This window comes from Mucilaginibacter gracilis (genome assembly GCF_003633615.1).
Classification (GTDB): domain Bacteria; phylum Bacteroidota; class Bacteroidia; order Sphingobacteriales; family Sphingobacteriaceae; genus Mucilaginibacter; species Mucilaginibacter gracilis.
In genome coordinates this window covers 665,983-679,829 of sequence record NZ_RBKU01000001.1, presented here as the reverse complement: position 1 = coordinate 679,829, position 13,847 = coordinate 665,983, and the positions used below count along the sequence as shown (strand labels likewise).

General features: G+C 44.3%; 11 protein-coding genes and 1 pseudogene. 10 read left to right on the top strand and 2 right to left on the bottom strand.

Features of this window, described 5'->3' with window-relative positions; translation table 11 throughout:
• Positions 1–40 precede the first annotated feature (40 nt).
• From BDD43_RS02855 to BDD43_RS02840, 4 genes are read left to right on the top strand one after another with little or no spacing between them, the layout of a single operon-like run.
• Positions 41–3,157 (top strand): SusC/RagA family TonB-linked outer membrane protein, encoded by a 3,117-nt coding sequence (locus BDD43_RS02855; RefSeq protein ID WP_121196250.1) that lies wholly within the window; start codon positions 41–43, stop codon positions 3,155–3,157.
• 18 nt (positions 3,158–3,175) lie between these two features.
• Positions 3,176–4,741, top strand: coding sequence for a RagB/SusD family nutrient uptake outer membrane protein (locus BDD43_RS02850; RefSeq protein ID WP_008506628.1), 1,566 nt, complete (start codon positions 3,176–3,178; stop codon positions 4,739–4,741).
• Between the two features lie 45 nt (positions 4,742–4,786).
• Entirely contained in the window at positions 4,787–6,433 is a 1,647-nt protein-coding gene (locus BDD43_RS02845; RefSeq protein WP_040625860.1) for a glycoside hydrolase, read from the top strand.
• Between the two features lie 20 nt (positions 6,434–6,453).
• Positions 6,454–9,189, top strand: coding sequence for a sugar-binding domain-containing protein (locus BDD43_RS02840; RefSeq protein ID WP_121196248.1), 2,736 nt, complete (start codon positions 6,454–6,456; stop codon positions 9,187–9,189).
• Between the two features lie 372 nt (positions 9,190–9,561).
• Here BDD43_RS02840 and BDD43_RS02835 read toward each other — a convergent pair.
• Positions 9,562–9,830 (bottom strand): annotated as a pseudogene (locus tag BDD43_RS02835) (winged helix-turn-helix transcriptional regulator).
• Positions 9,831–10,017: 187 nt separating this feature from the next.
• Here BDD43_RS02835 and BDD43_RS02830 point away from each other — a divergent pair.
• Positions 10,018–10,161, top strand: coding sequence for an SDR family NAD(P)-dependent oxidoreductase (locus BDD43_RS02830; protein ID WP_233276865.1), 144 nt, complete (start codon positions 10,018–10,020; stop codon positions 10,159–10,161).
• Here the strand turns inward: BDD43_RS02830 and BDD43_RS02825 are convergent.
• On the bottom strand, positions 10,132–10,698 hold the full coding sequence (locus BDD43_RS02825) for a hypothetical protein (protein WP_040625859.1): 567 nt from the start codon (positions 10,696–10,698) through the stop codon (positions 10,132–10,134). The genes BDD43_RS02830 and BDD43_RS02825 overlap by 30 nt on opposite strands.
• Before the next feature lie 635 nt (positions 10,699–11,333).
• Between BDD43_RS02825 and BDD43_RS02815 the strand changes: the two genes are divergently transcribed.
• The 5 genes from BDD43_RS02815 (at position 11,334) to BDD43_RS02800 (ending at position 13,566) form a co-directional block, all read left to right on the top strand.
• Positions 11,334–11,912: a sensor histidine kinase gene (locus BDD43_RS02815; protein WP_162846963.1), complete on the top strand. Its 579-nt coding sequence runs from the start codon at positions 11,334–11,336 to the stop codon at positions 11,910–11,912.
• Positions 11,909–12,361, top strand: coding sequence for a LytR/AlgR family response regulator transcription factor (locus tag BDD43_RS30500; protein WP_233276864.1), 453 nt, complete (start codon positions 11,909–11,911; stop codon positions 12,359–12,361). The genes BDD43_RS02815 and BDD43_RS30500 overlap by 4 nt, the downstream gene beginning before the upstream one ends.
• A gap of 29 nt (positions 12,362–12,390) precedes the next feature.
• Positions 12,391–12,576 carry a LytR/AlgR family response regulator transcription factor gene (locus BDD43_RS30495; RefSeq protein WP_233276863.1) on the top strand — a complete coding sequence of 62 codons (186 nt, stop codon included), beginning with the start codon at positions 12,391–12,393 and terminating at the stop codon, positions 12,574–12,576.
• Positions 12,577–12,890: 314 nt separating this feature from the next.
• Entirely contained in the window at positions 12,891–13,130 is a 240-nt protein-coding gene (locus BDD43_RS29655) for a hypothetical protein (RefSeq protein WP_008506618.1), read from the top strand.
• 16 nt (positions 13,131–13,146) lie between these two features.
• Positions 13,147–13,566 (top strand): hypothetical protein, encoded by a 420-nt coding sequence (locus tag BDD43_RS02800; RefSeq protein ID WP_008506617.1) that lies wholly within the window; start codon positions 13,147–13,149, stop codon positions 13,564–13,566.
• Positions 13,567–13,847 lie beyond the last annotated feature (281 nt).

Genomic DNA, 13,847 nt, shown 5'->3' with positions numbered 1-13,847 from the left:
GTTAGTTTTGTTCAACCAATTCAATCCTAAATATTAAATTATGAAAAGAAGATCTACACTAATTATGGTGTTGTTCCTGTTCTTGTGTAACCTGGCTTTCTCCCAAACCAGGTTAATCAAAGGGCGGGTAACAGATAACGCCGATCAGACCCTTATCGGGGTAAGTATTACGCTGAAAGGCTCAAAAGGCGGAACGGTATCCGATGCCTCGGGCAATTTTCAGTTAAATGCAAAGGCCGGAGACATCCTGGTATTCACTTATATCGGTTTTGCCCGAAAAGAGGTGCCGGTAAGCGATTCGCAGCAATACGAAGTAAAGCTCAGCCCATCCGATAACATGCTCAATGAAGCGGTAGTTATTGGCTACCAAACTATTACCCGCAAGAGCGTAACCACAGCGGTTTCGTCGGTGAGCACCAAAGATATTGCGCCCACCACGACGAGTAACGTTGCAGATGCGTTACAGGGCAAGGTGCCCGGACTCCAGGTGTTCCAGGGAGGAGGAGTTCCCGGCGCGCAGCCCAAGCTACTGATCAGGGGCTTTGCAACCATCACCGGTTCCAGCGACCCCTTGATCGTCGTGGATGGTGTTATAACGTCCTTCGGCAGCCTAAACGATATCAACCCTTCTGATATTGATAAGGTAGATGTTTTGAAAGATGCTGCGGCAACAGCCATTTATGGCTCCAGGGGAGGCGAAGGCGTTTTATTGATTACCACCAAACGGGGGAAAGACAAAGTTCAGATCAATTTTAACGGGACTTCCGGGATGAGCCACTGGGTAAATCCAAACCTGGCCCAAACCGATGAATATGTTAGCTTTTATAAGCAGATTTATGCTAATAATAACCAAACATTACCTCCAGCCGGAGCAGTGACCAACATTAATACGGACTGGTGGAAAGCATCTGTAAAAAATGCGTATACGCATAATTACAATGTTAGTGCCTCTGGGGCTAAGAACGGGCTTTCATTTTATGGCAGCGCAGGCTATTTTGACCAGACGACGAATTTTAATGCGCAGCGCAGTACTGGCGATTACCGAAAAATTACAACGAGGTTCAATATTGATTATCAAATATCCAAAGCATTTAAAATCGGGGTAAATCTGGCACCGCGTTTTGAGACTTACGGTGATGGCGGCGGAACCGGCCTGTTTAATGTGATGTCAATCGCGCCAAACGTGGCGGTCACCAAGTCTGTAGCTCAAACGCAGTCTGACGTTGATGCTTATGCATCGTCTAATCCGAGCTGGAGCTTTACCGCTTACAATCCGCAGTACAGCCAGTTCACCCGGTCAAATTTCAACAACATCAACAATCCTGTGGCCGCAATGGCCCGTGATTTCAATAACTCCAAACAATTCGGTACGCAAGGGTCAGCTTACCTGGAGATCAACCCAATAAAAGGGCTGACTTTTAAAACCAGTCTTTCAGGATTTTATAATTCGCTAAATCAGACGAACTATAATCCGAAGTATTTTATTGATCCGCAGGACAGGAACGACAAATCGGGCGTTTCTCAAAATACGATAGTTAATTATCGCTGGCAAATTGATAATACCCTCAATTACATCGGGGCGATAGGTAAGCACCATTACAATATCCTCGTAGGCCAGTCGGCTGATAACTATACTTATAATAATACTTATGTCTTCCGCCAGGACATTCCTTATGATGCTGAACCTTACAGGTATATTTCTGCGGGAGCCACGCTTGCAGACGGTAGCGGTACACACCAGCCGGGGGCGGGCCCTTTCGGTAAGATGAACTCCTATTTTTCAAGAGTTTCTTATGATTTCAATGAAACTTACTACCTGACAGGTTCATTCCGGGCAGACGGATCTTCGCTGTTGTCCCCCAAAAACCGCTGGGGTTATTTCCCTACCGTTTCGGGTGCTTACGTGATCTCGAATGAGTCATTTATGAAAGATTTAAAGTGGCTCAATTATTTAAAGCTGAGAGCCTCTTACGGCCGTGTAGGTGGTAATCTGCCTGGCGCACCGGGAGCTTATGAAAGTACATTGGGGCTTTCTGATTATATCAATGGAGACAGGAGCAGGATTTACGGTTATGTACCGGCTAATGTGCCAGACCCTGATATCAAATGGGAAACAACCCAGGACGTTACTATTGGTTTAGATGCAGATTTCTTCAATAGTAAGTTGTCGGTATCTGCGGATAAATACTGGCGGACACCCAAAGACATGCTGTTATACCTCCCTGTGCAGCCTTCATTGGGCTATCCTCAGGGATATATTCCGACCATTTATACCAACGTGGGTAGTATTCGTACAAGCGGTTATGAGCTTGCCATCAACTATAAAGACAATATCGGCAAATTATCCTACGGTATCGGATTGACACTGCAGCACTTTATCTCCAGGGCCGTTGACTTGAAAGGACAGATCCTTTACGATGAGATATCTAATGATGTGTTCCAGTCAACGAGAAGAACAAAAACCGCGGCCGGTGATATTCTTGGTGGCTATTATGGATACCAGGTACTCGGCGTTTTTCAAACCGCGCAGGATGTTCAGAATTATAAAGGCCCTGATGGTTCCGTGTTGCAGCCAAATGCAAGGCCGGGCGATTTCATGTACAAAAATGTTAATGGCGATAATAAAATCGACTTGAACGACCGGACATCAATCGGGAACCCTTATCCTAAAATATCTACGGGCTTAACGCTCCAGGCTGCCTACCAGGGTTTCGATATCCGCGCCGAGTTTTATGGGTCCTTCGGCAATAAGATAGCTGATGATTACCTGGTACGGATGAACCCTATTTATAATTACAATTTTATCAGCGGCAACGAGAAAAAGTTTTGGAACGGACCGGGAAGCACCAACAGCTATCCGATCTTAAGTCTTTCAGATCCAAACGGTAATTTTTCAAATAACTCCAGCTTCTTTATAAAAGATGGAAGCTATGTGCGGAACAAACTGCTGCAATTGGGCTATACCGTACCAACCAAAGCACTTAGGGGTGTTGCGAAAGTCCGGGTTTATATATCCGCACAGAACCTTTTCACCATTACGAAATATGATGGCTTGAATCCGGAAGTTCCTTTCGGTGGGGTACTGCGTTACGGAATTGATAACGGGCAGAATCCTATTCCTAAATTTTTCAATATTGGATTTAACGCAAACTTTTAACATTCAGCAAAAAACACAATGAAACGTTTAAAATATACGATACTGATACTGGCTGCGGCCGCTATCACCAGCTGCAAAAAAAGTTTCCTCGAACAGGAACCTTACGGAAACTCTATTCAATCAGGTACTTTTTACAACACTGTTGACGAAGCCACCGGGGCAACACTGGCCAGTTACAAATACATTGATTTTGATGACTGGTGGCAAACACAATGGTGGAAGCAGGTTGGCGGCGAAGCCGCTTCCGATAACGAATGGATCGGTGTTAATGGCGGTCAGGGCACAGCTGTTCAGGCTGCTCATTATACGCTTAACCCGGAAAATGACCGGATAGAGGCGCATTGGATAGAGATTTACAAAAGTATATACCTTTTCAACGCGACCATGGAAGGCCTGCAGAATGCAAAAATTGATGATGGCGCAAAACAAAAACTGATCGCTGAACTCAAATTTCTTCGGGCCTTTCAATATTTCGAGCTTGTCCGAAACTGGGGAGCGGTGCCTTTGATCACTAAAACGCTTTCGCCCCAGCAAAACGATTACACCCGCACAAGTGCGGCAGATGTTTATAGTTTTCTTAAACAGGATCTGAATAGTGCCATTGCAATACTTCCTTCAAAGTCTCAATACAGTACCACGGATAAATTCCGGGTATCAAAAGGCGCGGCACAGGCCTTACTCGCCAAAATTGATTTATATACCGAAAATTGGGCTGAGGCACAAAGCGTGAGCGCGCAAATTATCGCATCGGGCGACTATACGCTGGAGAACTCTTATGGTAACATTTGGCAAACCACAAATTATAACGGTAAAGAATCCATATTTGAAATTCAATTCCAGTACTCAACCCAGTATCCCAATTTAGGTAATGTTTTCCCGACCACATCAATGCCCGGAACAGAAGGAGGCTGGGGCTATTTTACGCCTACAAGCGACCTGGAAAATGCATTTAAGGCTCAGGGTGATAGCGTTAGGCTGAACTGGACGATCATTCGTCATCATTTCCCCGTGATCGGCGATCCCGCAAACACTTCATTTGATGCCAATCCGTCACAATGCAAATCGGCCCGTTACAACCGCAAAGTTTATATACCGAGATCAGAACGTACGCCGAATGGCAGGTTTTCAAAAGATCATATTTACCTGAGGCTCGCCGACGTTTACCTGATGAACGCCGAAGCAGCAGCTATGCAACAACAAAGCCAGCAGGCCTTGCAATCTTTAAAAGCAGTCAGAGACAGGGTCGGGCTTACTACCAACATGAACCTCAGCGGCTGGGACCTTATCAATGCTGTTCGTACGGAACGCAGGCTTGAGCTCGCGCTTGAAGGAGATAGGTTATATGATATCAGGAGATGGAAAGATCAAAGTGGTCAGCCGGTGATCAATAGTATCATGGGGCCGAACGGGAGTTTTGTTAAGTACAATACGCAACAAAGCAAAGACCCTTATGAAACGACCAATCTAAACGAACCTCAGAATAAAGGTACCAGTTTTGTTGCCGGAAAACACAATCTTTGGCCGATACCATCCAAAGAAATTATTGCCTCACAGGGAAGAATTACACAAAACCCCGGTTACTAATTTACTAAATGCCGCCTGCGCAAGCAAGCGGCTTATTGATACAAAATGAAGAAACAGATACATTTTAGTTTTATTTCACTTTGCCTGCTACTATTCACTACTGCATCCGGGTGCAGTAAAAAAACAGTAATGCCGGAAACCGACAATCATTGCTATGTAAATGGTGTAGATACCTGTAATAAGGCAGAAGTAAAAATTGTCATTAACCTGGGGGACGAAAAACAAACCGTCAGTAGTTTTGGAGCTTCTGATTGCTGGACAACAAAATTTGTTGGTAAATGGGCTAATTCCACTAAAAAGAACCTGATCGCCGATTATCTTTTCAGCATGGACAATGATGCCAATGGTAATCCTAAAGGTATCGGATTATCGCTCTGGCGTTTTAACATCGGAGCAGGAAGCTTTGAACAGGGCACAGCCAGCGGCATTCCAGATGAATACCGGCGTGAAGAGTGTTTTTTAAATGCGGATGGCACCTACGATTGGACAAAGCAGGCAGGGCAGCAATGGTTTTTAGCAGCAGCCAAATCCAGGGGAGTTCAAAATTTTCTGGGATTTTCCGTTTCACCACCCGTCCAGTACACGGTAAATAACAAAGCCTTTGGATTGGCGAACAGCCAGCTCAATTTGAAATCAGATAAGCAGGGAGCATTTGCAGATTTTCTTGTCGCTGTTGCAAAGCACTTTCAAAGTACCGGTACGCCTTTTAATTTTATCAGCCCTTTTAACGAGCCGCAATGGAACTGGGGTGAAAACCCGAGCCAGGAAGGTACCGGCGCTACCAATAACGATATAGCGCAGTTTGTAAGAATTTTAGGGCCTAAAATACAGTCTGCCGGGGTATCTGCTAAGATCGCTCTTGGCGAAGCCAATCAATGGAATTCACTGGATGCAAATAATAGCGATAATCGCGGGGACCAGATCAATCAGTTCTTCAACCCTGCTTCATCTAATTATATCGGTAACGTTTCGGCTTTAGAACATTTGCTTTCTGCCCATAGTTATTTTACTACCTGCCCAGGCAGTGACCTGGTAAATTACCGTCAGAATGTTGCAAACAAGCGTAATAGTATTGCGCCATCGCTTCAGTTATGGCAGTCGGAATTTGGAATTCTCGGTGATATTTGCGGTCAGGCAAACGGCTATCCTCGGAATCTGAGTATCGACTACGGGCTGTATGTTGCTAAAGTTGTCCACAATGACCTTACGGTCGCTAACGTCAGTTCCTGGCAGTGGTGGCTGGCAGTTGATACTTACAATTATAGTGACGGACTGGTTTATATTACTGATCCAGCAGGCGGTTATGACCTGAACGCTATGAAAAGTGACGGCATTGTAAGCGATTCCAAGCAGCTTTGGTGCCTGGGTAATTACTCACGGTTCATCAGGCCGGGAATGATCAGGGTAGGTGCAGCTATCAGTGATATCACGGACGCTGTTGTTGCAGCCGGTTCTCAAATGGTTTCAGCCTACAAAAATCCGGCGACCAAGCAGTTTGTTATTGTGATCATCAACACCAGTGGCAACGAAAAAAAATACACGCTGGATACAAACGCAATCAAACTTGCCAATGCAAACATTGATGTTTTTACCACAAGTGCTTCCAGGAACTTGCAAAAATCAACTGTCACTACAAATAAGCTTACTTTAGAGGGGCGTTCGGTGACTACTTTAACAGGAACTTATCAATAATAACCCGGGATCAATTTTCTATGAGAAGATCATTAGTTTTATTTGTGACGCTATTTTTGAGTATTGCAGTTTTTGCACAGCACACGCGGGTACCCGTGTCCGGAACATGGGCTTTTAAACTGGATCCTCTTGATAAAGGGATACCTGAAAAATGGTACAGCCAGAAGTTGCAGGGAAGAATCACTTTACCGGGAACACTTGATGACGCGGGCATCGGGAAGCCGGTTCAGACAGATACGCTGAAACTTAACAAGCAGGTGATGATGCATTTGTCAAGGAAGCATGAATATACCGGCGCGGTGTGGTACCAGCGTACCATTGCAATCCCGCATAACATGCAGGCAGCCCGCATGATGCTTGAGCGTGTGATCTGGAATACCGATTGCTGGATAGACGGCCGCGCGGTTGGTACACAGGAAAGCCTGATTGCTCCGCAATTTTTCGATTTAGGAACACTGAAAGCAGGAGTGCACCAGATTACCTTACGTGTGGATAACCGGAAGCAGCATGATATCAGCGTAAATGATTTTGCCCATGCCTATACAGACGGCACACAAATTATCTGGAATGGCGTAATCGGAAACATGGAGATTGTCGACCGGCTTCCTTTATCGATAGAGAAGGTACAGGTATTTCCCAGTTTAAAAAACAGCTCGGTAGAAGCAAATATCAATTTTGTCCCCGGACGGGCAGACAAAAAGTACTATGTCAGGGCAAGAATATTAAAAGGACTACAAGTTGTTGAAGATACAAGGAACATCGTGATTACAGGCGATAGTTTATGGCATACGAAATTCATCATCAAGGTAAAGGATGCCCGGGGATGGGATGAATTTAATCCCCGGCTTTATCAGCTTAAAATCGATGTAACCAATAAGTCAGGCGAGGTGATCGACAGCAGAACAGAGCAATTTGGCTTCCGCGATCTGTCTTCAGAGAAAGGCCAATTCCGCATCAACGGGAGGCAGATGTTTCTGCGGGGAACGCTTGAATGCAACATATTTCCGCTGGAAGGCCATCCGCCGATGAATGCAGCCGGATGGTATAAGGTTTTTAACACCGCGAAGCAATATGGACTAAACCATATTCGGTTTCACTCCTGGTGCCCTCCCGAAGCAGCCTTTAAAGTAGCCGATTCTCTTGGATTTTACCTGCATGTTGAACTGCCTTTATGGAGCCTCACGGTAGGCAAAGACCCCGGAACGTTATCATACCTGAAGGAAGAGGCAGTCCGGATCATACAAAATTACGGGAATCACCCTTCATTTTGTTTTTGGAGTATGGGTAATGAACTTGAAGGCGATTTTAACTGGCTTCAGGATTTGGTAAGGCAATTGAAAGCGCAGGATAGCAGACGGCTTTATACTACCACTACTTTTAGCTTTCAAAAGGGACACGGTAAGTACCCCGAGCCGACAGACGACTATTTTATTACCCAATATACGGATGAGGGCTGGGTGCGGGGGCAGGGAATTTTCAATACGAACGTTCCCGACTTTAAAACTGACTACAGCAATGCGATAAAAAATATCCCGGTGCCGCTCGTAATTCACGAAGTTGGTCAATATTCTGTTTATCCCGACTTGAGTGAAATTTCTAAATATAAAGGAGTTCTGGAGCCTATGAATTTTAACGCCATCCGCAATGATCTTCGAAATAAAGGAATGCTTAATCTGGCCGGCCCCTATTTAAAAGCCAGTGGTAACTTGGCAGCAAACCTTTATAAAGAAGAAATTGAGCGCGCCCTCAAAACCTCAGGTGTGGGTGGTTTTCAACTACTCGACCTTCATGATTTTCCCGGACAAGGAACTGCGCTTGTAGGTTTGCTAAATGCTTTCTGGGATAGTAAAGGCATAATCACACCTGAAGAGTTCCGCCGGTTTTGCGGGCCTGTAGTGCCCTTGCTCAGATTCGGCAAGGCCACCTATACCAATAACGAGGTGTTTTCGGCTTCGGTAGAAATGGCGAATTTTTCTGATAAAACAATAACGGATCAATTAATCTGGTCTATAAACGATAAAGAAAAAAAAGTGCTGTTTAGCGGAAAGTTGGATAAAAAGGCCATTCCAGTTGGTAACGGACAACAGATCGGTAAATTCAGTGTCAATCTTGAATCAATTACCAAGGCCATGCAGTTGGAGGTAACCTTAAGGGTTGTTAATTCTAGTACTATCAGTAATCATTGGAGCATTTGGGTATATCCGTCAACAATAGCAGAAGCGCCCAAAAATGTAATTTTCACAACGTCGGCAGATAGCGCATTGAGTTGGTTGAAAAAAGGAGCAAATGTTGTCTTGAATCCTGATACAGCGGCAATAAAAGGGGTCAGTGGTCGGTTTGCACCTGTTTTCTGGAGCCCTGTCCATTTTCCGGATCAGCCGGGAAGTATGGGACTGCTGGTAAACCCGGCCCATCCTGCCCTTGCTGATTTCCCTACAGCTAATTACAGTGACTGGCAATGGTGGGATTTGGTAACCAATTCAAAAACGATGATTACTGATATGCTTCCTGTTCAGCCACTCCCGATAGTCCGAGTAATAGATAACTTTTTTAAGAACAGGAATATGGCAGATATATTGGAATTTAAAGTAGGCATTGGTAAGCTTATTATTTGCTCTATGGATATACATCATAATTTAACTGAGCGCCCTGTTGCAAGACAACTTAGGCATAGTCTCCTGAGATATGCTGGTGGTAAGGATTTTGCACCAATTTCAAGTCTTAGCAGTTCTGATTTGCAAATCTTTATTAAGTAAATTAACGGTCGCATCCCTTAAAAGCCCGGTCATAAACCCGTTCTTTGAATTTATCAGATCGGTCCGAGCTCGCTTCTAACCCGCGTTAAGTGTGGGTTCCAGGAATTAAGTATTTTATATGAAGGGCCAAAGTGGAAGCTTCATCGCCTCACTATACAAAATTATTTTTGAGCGAATGAATAAGGTGAGTAATGACCTCCAGTGAAACGAACGTGGCTTTTAGTTAATCGCCTTTTAATAGAATGTTTAAACATTTCGGTTTTAATTACTCTCGAACCATGCCCTAGGCACTGGCAGACAATTAATCATGTCCGCCTATATACGGCGATGACACAGCATGAACTAGTTCAAATTGGCCTCCCAAACTTATAACTATTCTTGTTTTCCTGATTGTTTGCCGAAAATTTGGTTCCGATGGGCAATTCCCCAAACAGAGAGTTCTGCAATTACCCTGTCCAAAGTCTTGCCATGGTTTGTTAGGGTGTATTCGACTGTAGGTGGAAAGGTTGCATGAACTTCACGCTTGACAAGTTGGTTTAATTCAAGATCTTTCAGTTCTTCCGACAACATCTTGTCGTTATGCCAGGAACTTCTTTAGCTACCTGTTTAAATCTCGAGGCACCTTTGGAAAGAGCCAACATGATCTGAAGTTTCCATTTTCCACTTAAAACATCTAAAGCGTCCCGGACTGTTATTGCGTTACAATCGCCGCAACTGGCGGTGATCTCATGGTGACTATTGAAATTAATATCATTCATAGTATAGTTACTTTCCCTATGTGTTAATAATGCCGCAAACTTTAATGCAGGTTATTTCGAAAAGCTTTCCATGGAAGAGATTGAAGGCCATTTAACAACAAGTTTGTTTGGCCCGATGAAGGTTACTAAAGCGGTTTTACCCGTCATGCGTAAACAGAAATCCGGACATATCGTCACTATTTCTTCAACTGCAGGACTCACTGGCCAGACTTAAAAAATTCATCGCCTCCTCCCTGAACCTGTAATCGGCATAGGCCGGTTCATTGGGTAAATCGCCTTCGTAAAAAACGTTGTTCATATAATGATGCTTACTGCCGAGATTATAAGTGTTCACCAGTTGCTTCAGCTTTTTCTGGAGCAGTAAACCTAAGGCTGGGTCATTGATCCAGGCATGATCTTTATTAAGTGTTAACCGCTGTCCGCTAGTAATACGTGCCGTATGGCTGCCTGAATTTACGATCCCGGAGGCATACTGCTCCGTAAACGCCAGCATCGAGCTATTAAACTGTGGTTCACTAGCGTCTTTGACCAGCGGATATAGTGCAAAAACACGCTGTCGGCATTGAATCTCCCCTCGGCACTCGCTGTTGAACCGATATTTGACCAGGCCCCAAATCTTAATAAAGCGAACAATGTTTTCCTCCCCGACAGTAGGTTGATCTGAGGATAGCGGTCGGGCAGCTGTCGGGACGGTCAGGTGCAGCAAAGCGCAGGCTAATATTAATTTCAAATAGGTGGTTATCTTTTTCATAATTAATCTATGCCGCAAAAATGCAGTTGAGGCCATTCCGCAACCAATGCGATTGACCAAACCTCAAATTACGTTGACAGCAACCTTTCCAGTGCGGACAAGATCTTATCCTTATTATCAGCTGGTTTGTCAGGAAGATCAGGTACGTTGTCCAAATCATTCTTTCTGAAAAATTAAATTGTTTTAATTTAAACCATGAATAAACGGCAGATTGTCCTTTTACATGCGGGGTACTGGTTGCTCATACTGGTCCAGACCCTGCTGGTTTCGTTGGGTACGGGCGTATTGGGGACCCAGGTTGACTGGGGCCTTGCCTTTCGGATACTCCTGCCAGTGAAGATCTTACAGGTGAGCTGCGCCGCCGCCTTCTTTTATGTAAATTACCTGTTCCTGATCCCCCGTTTTTTGAAGTCAGGTAACCTGTCAAATACCTGGCCTCTATCGTCAGCTGTGTGATCCTGTTTACACCGGTATATTACCTGATGGAACAACGTGTATACCCGCTTATTGGCTAGAAAACCTATCAGCTCGATCTGGATTTTCGCTTCGCGGTAATGGTAACCCTGGGTGCGAATTTTATCAATATCTTTCTAGCTTTACTGCTCAGCTATCTAACGGACCGGCGCTCCTTGCGTGTGGAAAAAGAGATCGCGGAAAAGGAGCATTTGAGAACGGAGCTGGCATTTCTGCGCTCCCAGGTGAACCCGCATTTTTTGTTCAATACCATCAATGACATATACGCGCTTACGCAGCAGCAGGCCAAAGAAGCGCCGGCTGCCTTACTGAAGCTATCGGGCTTGCTCAGATATATGCTCCGAGAAAGCGAAGAGCAGTTCGTTCCGCTGGATGATGAGATCGCCTATCTTGAAAATGTGATCGAACTCCAGCGCGTCTGGCAGAAACACAACTGTTACTTTGACTTTCGTACGGAAGGCAGTTTCAGCGGCTATGTGATCGCGCCGCTGATCCTGATCAATTTTGTAGAGAACGCATTCAAACATGGAGCCTTCAATGATCCGGATAATCCGATCCTGATCTTAATTAGCCTAGAAAACAACGAGCTGGAGTTTAAGGTTACCAATCAGGTCAAACCGTTGAAAAAAGATAAAAGGGTAGGTATAGGACTATCCCTTATCTATCCAAACCGTCACGAACTTCGCATTAGCAAACAAGCTGATAGCTATTCCATAGATCTCAAAATAAAATTAATATGATCAATTGCCCGTTCGCAGATGATAAACCATTAGCCCTGGACGTACTGCTCAACTATGCGGCCCGGATGCCTGCGATTAATGTGGTATTAAGCACTACAGATCCCTTGAAGGCTTTGGCTAAAATTACCGAAGGTGGCATCGACCTGGTGTTTTTAGATATTCAGATGCCTGAGCTGAATGGTCTTCAACTCATCAAACTGATCGCCGGAAAATGTCAGGTGGTTTTTACGACTGCCTACGCGGAACATGCCTTAGAGTGTTATGAACTTAATGCGACTGACTATTTGTTAAAACCTGTATCCTTCGAGCGTTTTTATCAGGCAGTTGAAAAAGCGACGGTGGTGCTGAAAGGTTTAGGCGACCCCATCCCTTCATTAGCCAACCAGCCATCCACCGGAAACAGAGCGACTACATATTTGTCAAAACAGAGCACAAATTGTTTAGGGTGAATACAGCCGATATTCTATATGTGGAAGGCATGCAGAATTATATAACGATCCATACGGCCAATGAAAAAATCATTAGCCTGCAAACGATGAAAAAGCTGGAAGAGATCTTACCACAACCTCAGTTCATGCGCGTTCACAAATCTTTTATAGTGGCCCTGAGATCGTCAGCATCGAACGTAACAAGATCCAGATCGGCGGCATCCGCATCGCATTAGGGGAAGTTTACCGGGAAGCTTTTTATAATACTATTAGTTAGGTGGAGGTACTAAATCGTTACTGGTTTTCTCAATACTAATTGTAATATTTCATGGCTGCAACACTATAAGGATCGGTCAATGGCAAATAAACGCACATTAATAAGTTTGATGTCCCGCCAATTATTGTGTTTTGACGTAAAGCACATTGAACTCTTTTCTTAAGATATCATTTTGGCCTTAATCCAATGAAAAATAGTAATTTACAGGAAAGAAGAGAGGGGCTTTTATAAACTTTACCCTCAAGTAGGTCCTATAGCAATAGATCCCACGTTATGCTGGTTGCAACGAGCTCAAAAGCATCAATTGTTCCACCAAATGGTTCGAATTATGTCCAGTCTGGAGAAACCACGGATTTCGAAAAAAATATGGACGAGCACTTGGGCCGCGCGGATGTCTCGCCAGTGTATAAGGACGCCGAGCAGACCCTTGGTACGCTTCGGCCTATCAATGTCCGGATCGACGAACAGTACCTTTTCGAGGCGGACCTGGATAATACCAGCGCGATCGGTTGACCTATTGATTAAAATCATGCAAAACCAGGGGCGTTTTAAAATATATGCGAGTTTGCCCATTCCCAGTGAGATTGATCATATGGAAAAGGCCCGTGAAGACGCCAGGACAATTCTTATAGAGTATAGCTCACTTTCAGAAGAGGCGGCGGCGATCATTTCAAGCGAATTATGGGGAACAATCAGAGATTGCTTGAGAAGCATGAGTGATTTGATCGATCAATTCGACCGAGGCGAACTCAATTCAAAAGATGATATCTTATCATTTACAGCAATAAGTGTAAAGACTGCTTTAATGATCCGGTCATTTATTGGTGCTGATAAGCTTTCTTATGAAAGTGTTGCCCTTTTCGCAACAAAAAAAGATTTGGAAAGAATCACTAAAATGGACGCGAATTCCTCTGTAGAAATGACCAGTAACAGGGCCCCCGCTAATTAGGACAAACGCGGTATACTATCGACTGATATAATATGATTAAACTTCGTAATTCAATCGCTTTTATACGCCCAAGTTTATTAGAGATATTAATACTAGCGGGAGGCATCCATTTATTCGTGCTGAACATAAAAATCTTCAACCATGTCTAAAATCAAATCAGAAGGATCTTCGCCACGCTCTTTTATTGCAAGCATTAACACACTATTCAATCATCTCGAACATGAATGGTTGTCCTACACGACAATGGGCCGAGCTGATCTCGTATACTTCGAAAGTTGGAT